Source organism: Bradyrhizobium sp. HKCCYLS3070 (genome assembly GCF_051167575.1).
Taxonomy (GTDB): Bacteria; Pseudomonadota; Alphaproteobacteria; order Rhizobiales; family Xanthobacteraceae; genus Bradyrhizobium.
Window position 1 is genome coordinate 214,051 of sequence record NZ_JBNPTI010000010.1, and the last position, 18,767, is coordinate 232,817.

Annotated in this window: 12 protein-coding genes; 4 read left to right on the plus strand and 8 right to left on the minus strand. The window is 67.2% G+C overall.

The genetic code is table 11. From position 1 onward, the window contains the following. Window positions 1-12: 12 nt before the first annotated feature. Window positions 13-801: an energy transducer TonB gene (locus ACQR03_RS26085; protein ID WP_315753745.1), complete on the plus strand. Its 789-nt coding sequence runs from the start codon at window positions 13-15 to the stop codon at window positions 799-801. A 358-nt stretch (window positions 802-1,159) separates the two neighbouring features. On the opposite strand, the gene ACQR03_RS26090 is transcribed toward ACQR03_RS26085, so the two are convergent. The 8 genes from ACQR03_RS26090 to ACQR03_RS26125 form a co-directional block, all read right to left on the minus strand. Next, window positions 1,160-3,016, minus strand: coding sequence for an outer membrane beta-barrel protein (locus ACQR03_RS26090; RefSeq protein ID WP_315716495.1), 1,857 nt, complete (start codon window positions 3,014-3,016; stop codon window positions 1,160-1,162). 88 nt (window positions 3,017-3,104) lie between these two features. After that, complete coding sequence (locus ACQR03_RS26095; RefSeq protein ID WP_434841638.1) at window positions 3,105-3,443, minus strand: cupredoxin domain-containing protein; 339 nt, start codon at window positions 3,441-3,443, stop codon at window positions 3,105-3,107. A 615-nt stretch (window positions 3,444-4,058) separates the two neighbouring features. Further along, a complete protein-coding gene (locus ACQR03_RS26100) occupies window positions 4,059-4,838 on the minus strand; it encodes a cytochrome b/b6 domain-containing protein (RefSeq protein ID WP_315716493.1) in 780 nt (259 codons plus the stop codon). Between the two features lie 10 nt (window positions 4,839-4,848). Further along, window positions 4,849-5,127 carry a PepSY domain-containing protein gene (locus ACQR03_RS26105; protein ID WP_315716492.1) on the minus strand — a complete coding sequence of 93 codons (279 nt, stop codon included), beginning with the start codon at window positions 5,125-5,127 and terminating at the stop codon, window positions 4,849-4,851. Between the two features lie 439 nt (window positions 5,128-5,566). Continuing rightward, window positions 5,567-5,830 (minus strand): hypothetical protein, encoded by a 264-nt coding sequence (locus ACQR03_RS26110; RefSeq protein WP_315716491.1) that lies wholly within the window; start codon window positions 5,828-5,830, stop codon window positions 5,567-5,569. 271 nt (window positions 5,831-6,101) lie between these two features. Beyond that, window positions 6,102-6,710, minus strand: a complete 609-nt coding sequence (locus ACQR03_RS26115) for a DUF4399 domain-containing protein (RefSeq protein ID WP_316167914.1) — start codon at window positions 6,708-6,710, stop codon at window positions 6,102-6,104. Window positions 6,711-6,719: 9 nt separating this feature from the next. Continuing rightward, window positions 6,720-8,189 carry a formylglycine-generating enzyme family protein gene (locus ACQR03_RS26120; protein WP_434841637.1) on the minus strand — a complete coding sequence of 490 codons (1,470 nt, stop codon included), beginning with the start codon at window positions 8,187-8,189 and terminating at the stop codon, window positions 6,720-6,722. Between the two features lie 32 nt (window positions 8,190-8,221). Beyond that, a complete protein-coding gene (locus ACQR03_RS26125; RefSeq protein ID WP_434841636.1) occupies window positions 8,222-13,540 on the minus strand; it encodes an AAA family ATPase in 5,319 nt (1,772 codons plus the stop codon). Between the two features lie 755 nt (window positions 13,541-14,295). Here ACQR03_RS26125 and ACQR03_RS26130 point away from each other — a divergent pair. The 3 genes from ACQR03_RS26130 to ACQR03_RS26140 all read left to right on the plus strand — a co-directional run. Next, a complete protein-coding gene (locus ACQR03_RS26130) occupies window positions 14,296-15,303 on the plus strand; it encodes an efflux RND transporter periplasmic adaptor subunit (RefSeq protein ID WP_315753755.1) in 1,008 nt (335 codons plus the stop codon). Beyond that, on the plus strand, window positions 15,296-18,448 hold the full coding sequence (locus ACQR03_RS26135; RefSeq protein WP_315753757.1) for an efflux RND transporter permease subunit: 3,153 nt from the start codon (window positions 15,296-15,298) through the stop codon (window positions 18,446-18,448). Before ACQR03_RS26130 ends, ACQR03_RS26135 begins: the two co-directional genes overlap by 8 nt. Before the next feature lie 67 nt (window positions 18,449-18,515). Further along, window positions 18,516-18,767: hypothetical protein (locus ACQR03_RS26140; RefSeq protein WP_434863414.1), on the plus strand; the 252-nt coding region annotated here is incomplete at its 3' end.

The window sequence follows — 18,767 nt, forward strand, 5'->3', positions numbered from 1 at the left end:
CGGAACTGAAGAATGGTCGAACACAAGTATCAGGGAGCGTCGCGCCGCTTGTGGATCTCAGCCGCGATCGGCGCCCTCATGCTGCACGGTGGCGGCGCCGCGCTCGCGGTCGTCCATCTCAGCGGCAATGACGCGGACGGCGGTCTCGGCGCGGCCGGCGCCGAATTCGCGCTCGAGATCGCCTCGCCCCAGGTCGAGGACAACGATCTTCCGCCGGGTCCCGACAGCGACGCGGCCGAAGCTGCGCCGGAGCAGATGCAGCAGACCGCCGAAGTCAAGGAGTCCGACGCCGTCAAGGACAAGCCGACCGAGACAGAGGAGGAGGCCGATCGGGTCGTCACGCAGAACGATCCCAAGAAGCCGGAGAAGGAGGAACAGCAGCAGGCAACCCAGCAGGCCGAGGCGTCGGTCGCATCTGCTGCGCAGGAAGAATCGGCCCGCAAGGCGCTGGACGAGGCCGCGCCGCCGGCCGAGACGGCCAAGGCCCCCAATCCGGGAATGGGCAAGGACAAGCAGAAGCTGACCAACGATTGGGGCCGAAAGATCAGCGCCTATTTCGAGCTGCACAAGCGCTATCCGGAAGGCAAGAAGCACAATGGCACGGTCAAGGTGGCGCTCGTGCTGAGCCGGGCCGGCAAGGTGGTGTCTGCGTCCGTCATGCAGTCGTCCGGCGACTCGATGTTCGACGATGCCGCGCTGGCGATGATCCGCCGCTCCGACCCTGTGCCTGCGCCGCCGTCCGGACTGACGGACGATCAGTTCAGCTTCAGCCTCGACGTGAACTTCAACCAGAAGAAGTAGACCGTGCGTCGTTCGACGCGTGTATCTTGAAGACTTGGCAGCGTTCGCAATGGCGCGAGCGCTGCTTTTTGCGTCTGCTGGGCCTAGGTCGCGCGGACGAAGGAACGCGAGACCTTTCCGTATCCGGCCGGAATCCCCGCGAGACGACCTTTTCCAAAGTCCCCTCTCATATTCCTACGGAGATGGGTATCCCTCGCTGTCATCGTCCGAAGGCGGACGATCCAGTACGCCGTGACGTTTCGGTTCGGCATCTGCCGCCACGGAAGTACTGGATGCCCCGCTTTCGCGAGGCACGACAGCGTTGGAGACTGCGGGGGGCTCAGCCCACCACGCATGCCGATTGGATGGAAACGTTCGTCTAGTACTGTACCCGCGCGCCGACCTGCACCACGGTCGCCGACAGATTGTTTTCGCGGAAGTTGGAGCGCGTCTCCTCGCGCCGGACGCTGGCCCTGAGCTGCAGCAGGCGTGAGAACTTGTAGAGCATGCCGAGCTCGACCAGATAGCGGTTGTCGACCCGCGTCGTGCCGGTGAACGCGTCCTCGCCATAGCCGGCGAGGAACGTGCCGACGAGCCAGGGCTCGAACTGATGCTCGATGCCGACGGTGACGTCGCGCTTGAGCACGCCGGAAATGCCGGGCTCGGTGATCTCCACCACCTGCGACTTGGCCCCCAGCGCGATCGCCGTCTCCTTGGCGAACTGCCATGTCAGATTGGCGTCGGCAATGAAGCCGTTGACCGGCTTGAGCATCGGATCCTGATAGCGGCGCGTCAGATAGCCGACGGCGACGTCGCCTGTCAGCTTGTCGGCGTAGTTGAAGGTCACGCCGGCCTCGACCGCCGTCCCGGTGGAGTCGCGGCGGAAGCCTTCGGCATCGACCGCGATGTCGTGAACGCGGCGATCGACGGCGACGTCGACGAAGGGACGGATCTCCGGCGTCAGATTGTAGGTGATGCGGCTCTGCGAGCCGTATTGGACGAAGTTGCGATCGGCATTGCTGACGATCTGGCCGTCGACGAGCGGCGCGTTCTGGAACGCGACGCGGTCGATGGCGGCCTTGGTCGAGACCTCGACCTCCTCGAACCGCTTGGTGACGCCCGCCGAGCCGCCGACGGTGGAGGCGAGCGGAATCCTGGCGAACCGGCCGGCGAAGCGCGGCGTGCCGGGATCATCGGCATCGACGGCAACGTGGCCCTCGCCGTTGAGCGCAAACGTATCGGTGATGTCGTAGCGCCCATTCACCTTGGCGTCGACGGTAGGCCTGCTGAGCTGCCGGAGCTTCGCATAGTCGATGTAGCCGACGCGCACATCGGCGTTGAGCAGATGCCGCTCGAACTGAGAGCGCACGAGCAGGACCGGCGCAACGCTGACGAAGGCCGAGCCCTTGCCTTGCGGCACACGGCCGGGATTGCTGTCGAAGCCTGAGGACATTTCGAACGCAGGCTTCAGGATGAAGTTTCCCACCGTGATGCCCTTGGGCTCATAGGGGTCTTCCGCCATCATCGGCGGCTGCGGCTGCTCCTGCGGCTTCTGCCCCTTGTTCACCGGCGGCAGCCGCATCTTGGGCTTGTCCGCCAGAACGGGCGGAATCGGCTGCGCATCCTGTCGCGGAATCGGCGGCAGGTTGCGCGGCAGCACGCCACGCGTCGCCGGCGGCGGACTGACGGCGAACGCCAGCGCGTCCAGGCAGCGATTGGGCACGTTCGTGACCGACAGCCGGCCCGGCGTCGACAGGCAGCCGCCGACCAGGAGACCGGCGGACGGTGCACCGAAAAAGCCGTTTCGAACCGGAGCCAGACGCGGCGCCGGCTCGCGGCGCGCGGCCTGCGGGAGCGCGCCCGCGCCCGCATCGATCGGAGACCGCGGCCGCGGCGGTGGAGCCTCGTCCACCTGCGTGGCCGCCTTCGGCTCCGGCTCGACCCCGCCCGGCGAAACGATCACCTGCGGAATGACCAGCGGTCCATTGCTGTTCGCCGGCCTCACCGGCTGGCGGCGGCGATTGGGTACGACCACCACCGGTCCGGCGTCGGTGGTCGCCGGATCTGCATAGGCCCTGACCTGGCTCCCCGGCGTGACGGTCTGACCGTAGGACGGCGCGACTCCGAACAGCGTCACGAGCAGCACGGTGATCGCAACCGTCTCCTCCTGGCACCGTGAGACGTCGCGACCGATGCCACGTCTGGAAGCGACCGTCTCTCGTGCTGCCCGTTCCAAAGAGCCTCGTCTCCGTCGAGTTCGGCAACCCGCGAAGCGCGGCGCCCGCGGCGTGACGCATCCCGGCATCACGGCGTCGAAGGTCGGATCACTCGATGATCAGCGCGCCCTTGTTGCCCTGATGGAAGTCGTCGAAGAATTCGTAGCGTCCCGGCTTCTGCGCCTTGACCTTCACGACGCCTTCCATGTTGGGCTTGATCACCGTCTCGAACTCCAGGGGCTCGCTCTCGAACTCGACCGGCGCGCCATCCAGATTCTTGACCTTGAACACGATCGGCGTGTTGGCCGGCGCCTTCATCTCCGCCGGCTGAAACTTGTTGTCCTTGACCGATATCTCGATGGTCGTCTCAGCCGCCCCTGCCGGCAGCGCGAACGCCGCGATCAACACGGCGGCTCCTGCTGCCTGTACCTTCCCAAAGAGATTCATGCTGTATGTCCCTGTCCCGAATTCACCCGAATGTGCCGAACGTCTTCCCGCGCTCGCCTGTTTCGACGAGTCTTCGACACTTCATAGAACGACTATAAAGTCCCGAATGCGGCAATTTGCCGTGTCGAAATTTGACAACATCTGTGTGTGCGACAAAGCGCGCGAATTTATTAGTTGTACGGCGTCAAGTCGCCGCGCAGACGCGTGGGCTCGAGCATCGCCGATGCGCGTCGCCGAATGACAACGACGAAAATCAGCGGTCACTGCGGTCGGTAGCAGCACAATCGCCTTAGTTCGCATCTGTGCTGATATGAGACACGACAGGTCATGCAGCGCCGTCGCGCGCCGCGAACCACACGAGACTCACGATCGACCGCCTACGCTGCGCACAGCACATGCATGATCCTCATGCGCCCGCTCATCGAGACGAGTGCGAGCGAGATGCACGAAGGGACACGCTCGTGCTGGTCTCACGCGGCATGGACCGCAATATGCGTGTGCGTCCATCCAGCTCGAGCCGTGCGCGGACAAGCCTTGCGCGCACTAGAAATGAAATCAGGCGCGGGCCTGCACGCACATATCGCCGGCGAGCGCACACGACCGATGCCCGCCGTCTCACCTGCCGACCCCCAGCCGCCTGTCGTGAATGCTGAGGGATCGCGGCATACGCGCAGGCTTCGCGGCGCCGGGGGCCGGATTCACGCGCAGGGGCGGCAGATCGGGTACAACGGATACGTGCTCCTCGTCCGCCATCGGCTCGGGCTCCGGGCTCTGGCGTGCGACGCTGCGCGCCACCGCAGGCGCGGCGCGCATGATGCCAGGCACGCGCTTGCGTCCCGTCACCATCGCGCGCATCAAATTCTCCCGCTGCAGCACGCTCATCCACACCGTGCCGAGCACATGCACGGCGATCAGGGCGATGATGGCATTGGACGACAGCGCATGCGCCTGCTCGATCCAGCCGACGCCGAAGAACCGGATCGAGACCTGCATGACGCCGCTGATGGTCGAGACGATCAGAAGCGCAAGCATCACGACCAGCATCGCGGCCCCTGCCGGGTTCAGGCCCAGATAGCGTCCCGTCTCTCCGCGCAACATGCCCACGATGTACTGAGGCGCCGCCCGCAGCTTGAGGCTGATCCGCGCAAACAGCGAATGACGGCTGCCGATCAGTCCCCAGATCAGCCTGAAGGCGAGAAGACCGATGACGGCATAGCCCGCCAGGCGATGCAGGCGATCGAACGTGTTGGGCGTGACGCAGGCGACGAGCACGAAGGCCGCGAGCGACCAGTGCCAGACGCGCAGCGGAAAATCCCAGACCGCTACGGTCCCCGAACCCGAGTTCGCCGGCGTCTCGGAGAAGACGCTCCGCTGTGCCTGGCCTGCGTCACGCATGACCATCAGATCACTTCGCCTTGGTGTGCTTCAGCGCGAGGTCTTCGGGGCTGTAGAACAGCTCATAGAGCTTACCGCCCTTGACGCCGTAGACCTCGTAGCAGGTGCCCTCGATCTTGGTCTGTCGAACCTCGTAGCCCGCGGCCTTCGCCTTTGCCTCGGCCTCGGCGGTGGTCTTCCACGACGCCTTGTCGAGCTTGGTGCAATCCTTGTAGCCGTCGGCGAGCGCTGCGGAGCCCGACGCCAGACCCGCCGCCAAGACCACGCCCATCAGCTTGATGACCTTCATAATCAAATCCCTCCTCGAAGACTGCGCCATCGGCGCCAACAGCGCTCGATGCGCAGGCTACAAAGGGGAGGAGATTTCAACGAAACTTGGACATCATCATCCGCGGCGGATGGCCTCGATCACGCAGGCGCGGCTCGAAACGTTCCGCATCCGGCCGCAATGTCGCTGAGATGCGAACTCACATGCGGTCCCGTCAGGATTGAACCGTGTCGGCAGGCCGCTGATCTTTTCAGGACTCGACAACGCGCGCGGTTCCCCGCGCATTGCAACTGATATTGATTCGCAAGGATGTAGCAGCATCATCGCGAGGCGCATGCGCTTTGCTCCCGCACAAGGCGTGGACGGCGCTGTGTGCGGGACCACACTCCTGCCCGATTGCCGCTGTGACCATGGTGAGGCGAGAAAGGAACCGACAGCTACAAGGCTGCGACCTTAAGCCTCAGAAATTTTTTTTTGAGCGTCGCCATCGTTCGCACGACCGGATCGAGATCGATGGTGGATGATGACGATGCGGCTGCTTGCGCACGCATCGTCCGGCCGTCAAACGCACATCCGTGCGGACAGCGGCGCAGCCATCCTGATCCTGGGCGCGGGCGATGCCCTTGCCGACACTGACTGCCGACCAGGATGGCGAGTCGTTGCAGGAAAACGACGTGTCGGATGCCTCGGCAACGACGTCCCCGCTTGCGTCGGGATCTGCCATGGACGCGCGCCAGGACGAGCGGCCATTGCCGGGTGAGCTGCGCTTGCGCCGCCCAGTGCGGCGCATGCCTCGCGAGCCCTGGCGCGGATTTCGACATGCATCATTCCATCGCTGCGGCAGGGGCAGGACGATGGTGGATCGTCCTTGCCGCCATCAAGCGACAAGCGCCGCCCTCAGCGATGGATCCGCGAGGAGCGAGCGAGCTTGCGTCCCACGGTCGCGCGCAAGGCGACGCGCATCACGCGCCCGGCCGTCGGGAATGGAAGGCTCGTCACTTCGTTCCGGAGAAGACGCGGCTGATGAAGTCGGAGCTCTCGGGCGACTTCGTCATCTCCGGCGACGGCTCGGGCTGGGCCGGCGGCTCGGTTGGTACGGATCGGATCTGCGGTCGGCTTCGGACGGTGACGCTGCGCGTCGCGCGCGCCTCCTGCTCGCCTCCGTTCGGCTTGCTCACCGTGATCATGATCTTCTCGGAGATCAAGGGCGGATCGAAGTTGAGATGCCTGGTGTCGCCCAGCACGAGCTGCAGCGTGTGCTTGCCGGGCGACAATTCGATCCGCGCCTCCGTCTCCCCCGCTGCGTAATGAACGTGTTTCTTGTCGCGCGGAATCTCCTCGCCGGCCTGCATCGTCTCGTCGACGTCGACCAGAAGATGATGATGGCCACTGCCGGCGAAATCGTCGCCCGCATGGGTAACGCCCATGTTGCGCAGTCCGAAGCGAGCGATGAAGGGCCCGGTCACCGTCTCCCCGTCCGCAGGAGAGATGAAATAGACGCGGGCATCCTTCGCAGCCTTCGTTCCCTTGGCCGGCGCCAATGACGGCGCGAGCACGAGCGATGCGGTCAGGATGAGGCAGAGTCGCGCAGACCTCGGCAGCATGCAAATCCCCTATGGTGAGAGCGCGATGCGGAAACCCAGGGTCGGATGCCGGATGCGGCCGTCATAGCGGTCGCGGCTGCCGGCCCGCGCATCGGCGGCGCCGTTCTTCCACGATCCCGAGCGGATGACACGGGCATAGCTGCCTTCCTCGAGCCAGGCCGATCCATCCGCCGGCGCGCCCTTGTAGTTCTTGTGCCAGCTGTCGGCGACCCACTGGCCGACGCCGCCGCCCATGTCGAACAGGCCGTAAGGATTGGCCTGGACGCTGCCGATCTTCGGCGGCTGGTCGGTCTCGGCGTCGCCCGTGCCGTTGCAGCCCTTGCAACTGGCCATGCCGGGGCGCATGCGATCGCCCCACCAATAGCGGGTGCGCTGGCCGCCGCGCGCGGCATATTCCCACTCGGCCTCGGTCGGCAGCCGGAACGACTTGCCGGTCGCCTTCGACAGCCAGGCGAGATAGGCCTGCGTGTCGTCGTAGCTCAGGTTGGTGACCGGACGATCATCCGCACCGGCCGCGATGTCGGCGCAGCTTGCCGCGGCGACACACTGCTTCCACTCGCCGATCGTCACGGGATGCTTGCCGAGCGAGAACGGTCGCACGCTGACCTGATGCGCCGGCTGCTCGGACTCGTCGTCGCCGCCCATCGCAAAACTGCCACCGGCGATCGCAACCAGCTCAGGCAAGCGTAGCTTCGGCCCGGCTTCCGGCGCCGGCGCGGGCCGCGGAATGGCTGCCGTGTCGGATGATCGCGCCAGCGTCGCCTCGAGTGCCGGAGCATCCTGGCGCGGCGCGATGAAGGCGCTGGACGGCGATCGCGCGGCGTCCTGGCGCGCGCCGGCGGCTTCCAGCAGGATCCGGCGCGGCGGAGGCAGCGGCGCGGCGGACTGCGCCTCCTGCTGCGAGCTCGACGATCCGGCCGACCCAGGCGGCGCCTGAATCAGCAGCCTGATCTCGCGTAACGGCAACAGCACGCCGCCGAGGAAGACGATGCCGAGGACCACGACGCCGAGCGCTCCGCGGATCAGCTTCTTGCGCGCACCTGCCGCCGGTGCGAACACGGCCTTCAGCCGGCCGCCCTCACCCGCCTCCTCCTGATCACCGTCGCTGCCGTCGTCCCATCTGTCTGGAAGGGACGCCGCCGGCGCGGGTGACGGGCGCACCGGAGAGACTGGTGCAGGTTCTCGTCGAGCCGCACTCTCCGGCTCTGCGATCTCCCATTCGGCATCGAGCGACTGCTCGAGCGCGCCGCACATCATCAGCAACAGCCCGCCTTCGCTCTTGCCGGTCCAGCGCTCCTGCACCTCGGGACACTCGACCTGATCCTCGACGCGCAGGAAGCTTGGCGGACGCATCGGGCTGAGCGAGACCTGCACCGTGCGGCCGCAGCGCCGGCAGGCCACCGCGCGGGAATCCTCCGGCAGCGCATCCTCGGCGAGCTTGGGAGCCCGCAGCCATTGCAACGCTGAACTCTCGCTCATGCTGTCCTCGCTCGTGATGCCCGCCAACCCCGTCACTGACCCCAGCTGGCGAACACGTCCTTGAACACGCGGTCGCCGTCGGATCCCTTCTCGATCGACAGCAGCGCCCGGTTGCCGCCCTCGTAGACGATCGGAATGTCGAACCACTGCTTGCCCTTGAGAAGCATCAGGTTGCGCTTGGTATCGACCTCGTTGGCCGACAGCGCGACCATGAAGTATTTCGGTGTCACCCGGGCGGTCTGGGTCACCAGCGCCGTCCCGCGCTCGGCCTCCTCGCCCTTCAGGCCGATGCCCCTCAGGCTGGTCAGGCCGCTGACCGACTGATCCGGCCAGTCGAACTTGAGCTCCATGATGTGACTCGCCGGCATCTCCATGTCGGCGTTCCGCCGCAGCGAGATCGTGGCCTTGGTGCCGTTCTCGATCTCGATCTCACCCTTGATCGCCGGCGCCGTATCGAGTCGCGGCCCCTTGGTCTGCTCGATCGACCAGGTGACCTTGCCAGGATAACGCTTGCCCTTCGGATCCTGCGGATCCTCATGATAGAGGAACGCCTGCGCCGGCGTGCTGACCGGCACGCTCATGCCGACCGTGGCATGCTCCTCTGCCGCGGCGACAACCACCGGCTTGGCCTCAACCACCGGCTTGGCCTCGGGCGTGATCCGCTCTGCACTGACCTTATGGGCGCCCGGTTCGCTCGGCAGAGCCGACGCTGCCGTCGCGCCGCTCAGGGACAGCTGGATCCATTCCGACGCGCGCTCCCAGGACACTGCCGCACCGACGACTGCCAGCAATCCGGCCGCGGCAAACGCCATCACCCGCCGGCTCGGCCGGCGGCGGTGCGGTGCCGCGGCGTTCTCCGTCGCCTTGAACGCCATCGCGACGAGGGAGGGATGAATCTTGATCTCGGTCGCCGGCGCTGCAGAAGTCGCAGCAGAGGCTGTAGCCGCAGCAGCGGCAGCGGGCTCAGTGGTGGCAGAAGCCGCTGCCGCAGCGGGTGTCGCAACGACGGCAGGCTTCACGGGCTCTGCCGGCGCGGCGCCCGTGGACTCCGCCTCGATCTCCGCCGTAACCACCTTTTTTTCGGCGGGGCGCTGCGGCACCGCAGCCCGATCGGCGACGATGACCGGCGCTTCAGCGACGGCGGCCGCGCTCGGCTGGGTCGGCTCGACCGTGGCTGGCTGCGCGACGGTCGGCAGCGCAGGCGGAGCCGGAGTCACAACCGGCGTCACGATGTCCGCGGCCGGATCGCGCGGCGGACGCCGGCGCAGCACGCGAATCTCCGGCGAGGGCTTGGGCGCAGCCGCGCGGCTCTCGGCACGCTGCGCTATAGCGGGCGCGCCCGGCTTGCCGGCGGCAGCCGTGACGATGTCCGTCCCCGAGCGGCGAGCCATCGAGAGATATTTCGCGACGGTGGCGATCTCCTCTTCGAGCGAGTGCGTCGTGAAGACCTGCCGTGGCTGCGGCCGCTGCTTCGGCGCGGGCGCTGCCGCGCGGGCCGGCCGCGGCAGGTCGGCGGCTGGTGCATCGGCCGGTCTGGACGTATCGGCGGGCAGCAGCGCAGCTGTGACCGAGGCTGTCTCGACGCCGGCAGGGCGCGCGCGCAGCTCGATCATGCGATCGGGAAACAGGATCGCGGCGAGATCGCGCAGCGAGGCACCCGGCATCAGCAGCCGCCGCAGCGCTGGTGGAACGCGGCGCAGCGTGTTCGTCTCGGTGCGTTTGACAACAGGATCGTTGCGGCCGGCTTCGACCAAGGCTCCGTCGTCGTGACGCTCGTCGCTGATCAGAACCTTGCGGGCCCGCAGCATCGCCGTCAGTTCGCGCAGATCGGAGCGCGAGGCGTGGTCGACGACCAGAAGATCGAAGGTGCCGATCCGGGCCGGCAGCAACTCGGCGACACGCCAGGCCGGCATCACGTGACAGGGAATCTCCTCGAGCCAGCCGTCGAGAGACCTGCGCGCAGCAAGCCGAAGTCGGCGTGCGGTCGGACCGGAGCAGGCCGACGCCATCTTCTGCATCGAGTCCCTGAACCGCTTCACCGCTTGCCTGACGGCGACGCCCGCATTCTGCGCGATGCCCAGCGACATGCGGGCGCCGATCACCGCTTCGAACAAGGCCAGCGACCGCGTCTCCAGCCGCGCGCGCTGAGCCGCAAGGTCATGCAGCAGCTGCCGCTCCTCCGGACTTTCGATCCGCATCAGCACGGCCCAATTCCAGGCCGCCACCCATTCCGCGAGCGTCGCCGCATCCTTCGCCTCGCCCGCGCCCGGCGCGGACCGCAGCCGCTGCGCCAGACTCGGCGCGCCCGCCGCAGTCGCCATCCGGCAGGCGGTCCTGACGAGTTCGTAGTCCGGGCTGGCCTCGCGGATCTTCTCCATGGTCGCGAGAATGCCTGTCCACCGCGTTTCGAGCTCCTGCGGCTCCGTCTCGGCGTCACCGACCCGCGACAGCACGTCATCCTGAACGGAGACGGCGAGTTCTCCCGCCCGGGCGAACAATTCGCCGAGGCGAGCGAGTTCGATCAGCGGTCCCGATACGCGCGTCATGACGGTCCGAATCGCCGCGCCGAACGCGGCCAGCCGCTGTGCATCGGCCAGCATCGCCCTGACGTCACCGTCCGGCATGGACAGCTTGGAGCAGGCATCGGCCACGTTGCGGACGGCGAGCGCGGCCGTCACGATGGCGGCCTCGACGCTCTTGACGATGTGCTCGAGGTCATCGAACGCCCGCGCCGATTCCAATGGAAGCGCGGGTGCATCGATCTGCGTTGCGATCGACGTCCAGCGCGCGCGCAATGCATGCAGGTCGTGACGCCACAGCAGGAAGCGCCCGACATATTGCCAATCCGCCGGCTTCGACGGCTCGGCCCCCTCCACCGTGATGGCCTCGACGGCGGCCTTCAGCGCGCGGCGCGAAGGCGAGAACCGCGCGAACGGCTTCTCGCCGGCCGCAAGCCGCTCGACCACGCGGATCGCGTCCCTCCTGGTGAACGCCTCGGCCGGCGCCTGCACCTGGCGCCTCGTGAATTCGGCGCTTCGGGACAGCTGGAACGACGCATCACGCGCCCACCCCACGACCTTGTCGAGACCCGCGGGAGCGTCGGCCTTGGCGGTGCCGAGCGGCGACAGCCGTGCAAGCCAGGTCTCCTCGGCGATGGCGCGATGGCCAGCCACCAGCGCATCGAGATCGGCCGCCAGACGGTTGGTTGCGTCGAGCCCGAAGGTCGCGATGGCGTCGAGCGCGAGATCCTCGTCGCGGCCAGCGTCCGACGTCAGCCCTGCCTGGTGCTGCAGCTCCGCGTGCAGACGCAGGATAGCGGCGGTGTCGGGAAGCGCCGCGAGCTCCGGCAACTCGACATCGATGTGCTTGAGATCAGCGGCAAGCCGCAGCCGCGCCTCGCGTGCCTTGTCGATCGCCGTCACGAGCGAGTCGGTGGCCGCGAGCAGGTGCTTCGGCCGGTCGGTGAACCAGGCATGCGCGTCCTGCTCGCCGATCAGCGCCTTGAACAGATCGAACGGCAGCTCCGGCAAGCCGCCGGCGAGCCGCAGATTGCGCCGGACGATCTCGGCGATCTCGTCGTCGAGCGATGCGATCTGCGTGCGCTTCGAGATGATGTCGCGTTCGAGCCGGCCGATCTGACCGACCTGATCGCGCAGATTTGGCGTATCCAGGATCGATTGCAGCCGGCCCGCCAGGGCTTCGGCCTTCCTGAGCACGTCCTTGTCGGAGCCGGTCGAGCTGACGGTCAGCTCGCGAATGGCCGGCGGCAGCTTCTGATGCAGCAGCGAAAGTGCAGCCTCGTCCCTGGACACGACGAGGACGCGCGAGCCGAGCGCGAGGTGATGGCAGACGACGTTGACGAGCGCCGTAATCCGATCGTCGCGTTCGACAGACTGGACCATCAGGCCATCCGACCGCGACAGTTCGCGTACGACCTCGACATCCTCCGCGACAGCGGGCAGCGGGAAGAACAGATCGCCCTGCTCGACCGCAGCAGGCTTGGGCGCAGGCGCAAGGTCGATCGGGCCGCCGACGATGCCGGACAGGTGCCGGCGCGCATTGGCGTGGCCACGTCCATCCGGCTGCGAGAGCAGCGCGCTCACGGCTCCCGACAGGCAGCACTCACTCTGCGGCGCATGCTCGATCGCGTTCTTGAGACGGTCGATGTCGCGCAGGGCGAGGCTCTCCGGCCGCCGCCGCGCGGATATGACCCAGCGTCCCGACGTGAGCGCGGCCTCCGAGGCCTCCATGGCCGGCGCATCGTCCGAAGACGCGAATTTGCGCGACGTCTTGTAACCGGATTGCGCGCCTGCGGCGCTCAGGATCTGATCGAGGCCGATCGGCGTGAACGGCGACAGCTCTGCGCGCTGCTCGAGCGCCTCGACCAGGCGATCCGGCTTGTCGCGCACAGCAAGCGCCACGTCCGGCGCCACGGCATCGAGCGCCCTCAAATTGACGGTTGCGCCGACGAAGCGCGGCCGGACCCTGACCTCGGCATCCGGACGCGCAATGATCTCGATCTCGACCGCGCGCTCGAACAGCGGCAACTCGAATTCGCGCCCGCCCTGCCGCCACGATGACAGCGCGATGCCCCACATGACCTCGATCGCCTGATCGTCGCGGGCCGTGGCCGCCATGTCGCGCAGCCGCTGATGGATCGCCATGGTCCGGCGGCGCATGCGCTCGGTGTCGGCCCAGGCGGTCCATGGCCCGCTGATATAGCGCTCGATCCGCTGCACGAGGTCAGGACGCTGCTCCAGACGCAGCCGTCCGGTCCAGGCGCCCAGCGCCGGGGCGGGCGAAAAATCCTCGGGCCGTGCGTGGCGGGCGAAGGTGAGGCGGTTCTTCTCGATCTCATCGACCGTCACCACGATGCTCTCGTACGGCGATGGACGACGGTCGGGCTCGGACGACGGCTCGACCCAGATCTTGAGATCGTAGTCGATGGCGGGGGGCTGCGTCGCAGCAAGCGCCTCGACGGCGAGCCACACCGGGCCGTCAACATCGAAGGTATTGAGCACCACGCCCGGCAGACCCGCCAGCTCCTCCTGGTCGAGCGCGAAGCCATGATCGTCGGCGAATGGATGATCCGGCTGCCGCTCCGCCGGGGAGCCCTCGGCCCGAATGATCTCGGTCAGACTGCCGAGCACGTCCTGCAACGGCTCGACCACCGATCCCGTGCCGAGCGCTTCGCTCGTCGAGAACGCCCAGGCGTCGGTCGGCGACTGCGGCTCCAGGGCCGCCGCGCCGATAGCACCAAGCAGCCGCATGCCGTGATCGGCTGCACTGCTCTGCGCCTTGCGATCGCCCGCGCCGGCCTCGTTGGGCCGCACATTCACCAGCTGGCTCATCGCACAGATCCTTCTCTGAAGTCGGCCGCGACGTCGGCGGGAGCTCGGCGAGAGGCTGACCGACAAGGATGGCCCTGCGCGTGATCGCGGTGCGCCGGGCGATCGAAGGGTGGGTTCAGAGTGGACAAGCTTGCCTCGCTGCAACGTCGACGGAACTCCCGACTCGTTGCGGAGGGGTATGGCGAAGTGAGGTCACATCAATGACCCGACAGGTAGATGAATGTGACGATTCTCGCCCCTGTCGGGGAATCGGGAAAAAATCCCGGGTCATTCGATGAGGAAAATCGTGCCTAACAAGTTTGTTAGTCTGGGCTTTTTGTGTAGCGCGGCGCGCGTGGCCGGCAACAAGCTTGGGTTGCGGACGAATACGCTGGAATGTGTCTAAGAATACTTCTAACGCTCAAGAAGAAATATCCCGACGCATGCCGAACGCCCGATCTCCACGCCGCAGCGCGGCTGCGGTCCATGTTCGGCCACGAACCCGCCGCGCATGCGGCTCGCTTGCAAGGCAGGCGCCACAAGCATTGGCGACTGCGTGCATTGCGCTGCGCGCTCCCCTCCGCAAGTACCGGGCTCGCATCCGACGGAAACGGCGCTGGCAAGCGATAGCCGGACAGAGCCCGGGGAGTTGCCGGATCCGACGCGACCGTCCTGCAGCGAGCGCTGCTTGAAACACCCTCGAAGCTGAAGTAGCTGTTGTTGTAGAGACATCAACGTCATCCAGACGTTTCCCCGATCGATGGGGCTGGGACTGCATGGTGAGGCAACGGACGAGAGCTGCGGCCGCATGCGGTGCCGTGCTGTTCACGGTGGTTTCCCTGTCGTCGCGCGCGCAGACGCAGTCTGACGGCGCGGCAGGCCGGGAGCCGGCAACGGTCAGGCTTTCCGCAACGCAACAGGAGCAGATCGGACTCCAGACCGCCGTCCTGGCGGCGGAATCCCATCCCGAACAGTTTCGCGCTTACGGCACGGTGCTGGACGTCGCCAGGCTGACCGACCTGACCAACAACTACGCCAATGCCCAGGCGCAGCTGCAGACGGCACAAGCGAAACTCGACGTCGCAAGACTCGCATTCGAGCGCGCCCGCGACCTCGTGCAGTCGGCGGCGATGCCGCGGAAGGATGCGGAGGCGGCGGAGGGCACGTTCCGGACCGATCAAGCCAGCCTGGCTGCCGCCGAATCGCAAGTGAAGACCCTGATGGCGACGGCGCGGCAGGAATGGGGCGCGGTCATCGGAAAGGGCATCATCGAGCGTTCGCCGCAGGTCGTGCAACTGATCGAACGCGAGCAGCTGCTGGTGCAGGTCACGCTGCCGCCCGGCGTGACTCTGGCCGGGCCGCCGCGCGGCGCGCTGGCGCAGGCGCCGACCCGCAGCGCCAACATCGATCTGCGCTATTTGTCGGCTGCGCCGCGAACCGATCCGCGCATCCAGGGCGTGAGCTATTACTTCGTCGCCGCCGGCGACAGCGGGCTGCTGCCGGGGATGAACACCACCGCCTACGTGCCCTCGGGCAAGTCGTTCGACGGCGTCTTCATCGAGGACACCGCGATCGTGCAATGGCAGGGCCGCTCGTGGGTCTATTTGCGCGCCGGTCCCGAGATCTTCAAGCGCCACCCGATCCGCACCGACCAGCCAGTGTCCGACGACGACTATGTCGTGCAGGACATTCCGTCGGGCTCCGAGATCGTTCTGCGCGGCGCGCAGGTGCTGTTGTCGGAGGAGGCCAAGAGCGAGTTGCGCGGCGGCGGTGACGATGATTGACGGCGTTCGCGGCGCCGCGACCGGCCCCCAGGCGGCGCTGATCTCGTTTGCCATCCGCTTCCGCGGCATCGTGCTGGGGGTGGCCTGCACCATTCTCGGCTACGGCATCTTCTCGCTAGGCAGCGCCAATTACGCGGTGTTTCCCGAATTCGCGCCGCCGCAGGTCTCGATCCAGACCGAGGCCCCCGGGCTCAGTCCGGAACAGGTCGAGGTGCTGGTCACGCAGCCGATCGAAATCGCGATCAACGGTCTCGCCGGCGTCGAGAGCATGAGGTCGTCGTCGATCCAGGGCCTGTCCGTCATTTCGGTTATCTTCCAGCCCGGCACCGAGGTCTTCCGGGCGCGGCAATTGGTGACCGAGCGACTCGCGGTCGTCGCCGGCAGCCTGCCACAGGGCGTGCGGGCGCCATCGATGACACCGCTGGTGCCGGCGGCCGGCACCGTGCTGGCGATCGGGCTGACCTCCGAGCAGCGCTCGCTGATGGATGTGCGCACGATCGCCGATTGGACCGTGAGCCGGCGGCTGCTGGCCGTCGCGGGCGTGGCGCAGGTCACGACCTATGGCCGGGACATCCGGTCGCTGCAGGTGCAGGTGCGATCCGACGACCTTGTCCGCTTCGGCGTCGGTATGAACGACGTCGTCGCCGCCGCGCGCAAGGCCACCGGCGTGCGCGGTGCCGGCTTCGTCGACACCGCCAATCAACGGGTCATCCTGCAGACGCAGGGCCAGTCGCTCACACCCGAGCAGCTGGCGCGCACGGTCCTGCTGCACCAGGGCGGCGCCAGCGTGGTGCTCGGCGACGTCGCGACGGTCGTGAACGCGCCGGAGCCGCCGATCGGGGGCGCGCTGATCAACGGCCGGCCCGGCATCATGATGATGATCAGCCAGCAATTCGGCGCCAACACGCGCACCGTCGCGGCGCGCGTCGAGGCCGCGCTGCGGGAGCTGCGGCCGGCGCTCGACAGCGAGAAGGTCAGGCTGCACGCCGATCTGTTCCGTCCGGCGACCTTCATCGATGCGGCGACGCAGAACGTGCTGTTCGCCCTGCTGATCGGCGGCGCCCTGGTCATCATCGTGCTGTTCGTGTTCCTCTATGACTGGCGCACCTCCGTCATCAGTTGCACCGCGATCCCGCTGTCGCTGTTATCGGCCGTGCTGGCGCTGCAATGGATGGGACAGAGCCTGGACACGATGACCCTTGGCGGCCTCGCCATCGCGATCGGCGAGGTCGTCGATGATGCCGTCATCGGCGTCGAGAACGTGGTGCGCCGGCTGCGTGAGAACCGAGGCCTGCCGTCGCCGCGCAGCGAAGCGCGCGTCATCTACGATGCCATGCTCGAGGTGCGCGGCGCGGTCGCCTATGCGACCTTCGCCGTGCTCCTGGTGTTCGTGCCGATACTCGCGCTGCCGGGCCTCGCCGGCCGGCTGTTCGGACCGCTCGGCATCGCCTACATCCTCGCCGTGGTGGCCTCGCTGATCGTCGCGCTGACGGTCACACCGGCGCTGTCGATGCTGCTGCTGGCCGGCCGGAAGCCGCGCGAGGAACGCGAGCCGCCGCTGGTGCGCTGGTCGCGCGGCTCCTACGAGATGCTGTTGCGGCGGCTCGGCCGCTTTCCCAAATCCGTCATGTTGACGGCCGTGCTGGTGACCGCCGGCGGCGCAAGCCTGGTTCCGTTCTTCGGCGGCACCTTCCTGCCCGACCTGAAGGAAGGTCACCTGATCCTCCACGTCTCGACGCTGCCGGGCACCTCGCTCGACGAATCGCTGCGGCTGGGCACGCTGATCGCCGGAGCCCTGCAGGGCGTGCCGGAGGTCCGCAGCGTGGCGCAGCATGCCGGCCGCGCCGAAGCCGGCGTCGATACCGCGGGCACGCATTCGAGCGAGATCGAGGTCGACCTGAAGCCGGGCCTGTCCGGCGAACAGCAGGAGCTGGCGCAACAGCGTATCCGCGCCGCGCTCGCCAACTTCGCCGGCATCAACCTGTCGATCAAGACCTACCTGACCGAGCGCATCGAGGAGACCCTGTCCGGCTTCAACGCCGCCGTGGTCATCAACGTGTTCGGCCCCGATCTCGACGATCTCGAGCGCGCGGCGCGCGACATCGCGCGCGAACTCGGCGAGGTCCGGGGCGCGATCGACATCCAGCAGCAGTCGCCGCCGGGCATGCCGCAGGTCAACGTGACCCTGCGCCCGACCGATCTGCAATCCTGGGGCCTGGATGCGGTCGAGGTGCTGGAGCTGATCCGCACCGCCTATCAGGGCGACGTGGTCGGCCAGGCCTATGAAGGCAACGTGGTCTTCAACGTCATCGTCAAGCTCGATCCCGATGCGACGGCACGCCCGACCGAGATCGGCAACATGCCGATCCGCACGCCGAGCGGCGCCTACATCCTCCTGAAGCAGGTCGCGGACGTCTACGGCACCGCAGGGCGCTACGTCGTGCTTCATCGCAATGGGCAGCGCGTCCAGACCGTGACCGCCAACGTGGCCGAGCGCGATCTCGAATCCTTCGTCGCCGCGGCCAAGCGGAAGATCGCCAAGGAGGTCAAGCTGCCGCCGGGCGCGCATGTCGAGTTCACCGGCGCGGCCGAGGCGCAGGCCAAGTCGCGCCGCGACCTCTTGGTGAACTCGCTGCTGGCGACGATCGGCATCGTGCTGCTGCTGTCCTTCGTCACCGGGCACTGGCGCAACCTGGTGCTGGTGCTGATCAACCTGCCGTTCGCCTTCGTCGGCGGCGTCATCGCGGTGGCATTGACCGGCGGCGTGCTGTCGCTGGGCTCGATGGTCGGCTTCGTGACGCTGTTCGGGATCGCGCTGCGCAACTCGATCCTGATGATCTCGCATTACGAGCATCTGGTCGTCGCCGAAGGCCGCGCCTGGACTCTGGAGACCGCGATCGCCGGGGCCGCCGACCGCCTGGTGCCGATCCTGATGACCTCGCTGGTGACCGGCCTCGGCCTGCTGCCGCTCGCCCTCGGCGCCGGCGAGCCGGGCCGCGAGATCGAGGGGCCGATGGCCGTGGTCATCCTCGGCGGTCTCCTGACCTCGATGGCGCTCAACCTGCTGGTGCTGCCGACGCTGGCGCTGCGCTTCGGACGGTTCGCGCGCGGCGTGCACGCCTGCGGAGATGTCGCGGCAAGATGATCTTGGGCGTTAGACGTCCGCGACGTTCGCCGCACGTGGCTGCTCGACGCTTCACCGTGCGAGCCGGATGAAGACGATTGACTTCCGACCCGTGTTGACGAGCTTGCCACTGGTCAACTGCAGACCTTCGCGACCGAATGACCGGCGTCCGCATTCAGCCGATTCCGTTGAAAAAGTCGGCAGTAGTTTCGTCGTGAACGCCATCTGTTTCGAGGACGAATTGGCGCGTTGTGGTTCACGCGGGCGTCAGCGCGGGCATCGGGATCAGCTTGGCCATCTTACGAAGGTTCTGAGCGGCTGCAGCGAGGGTGAACTCGTC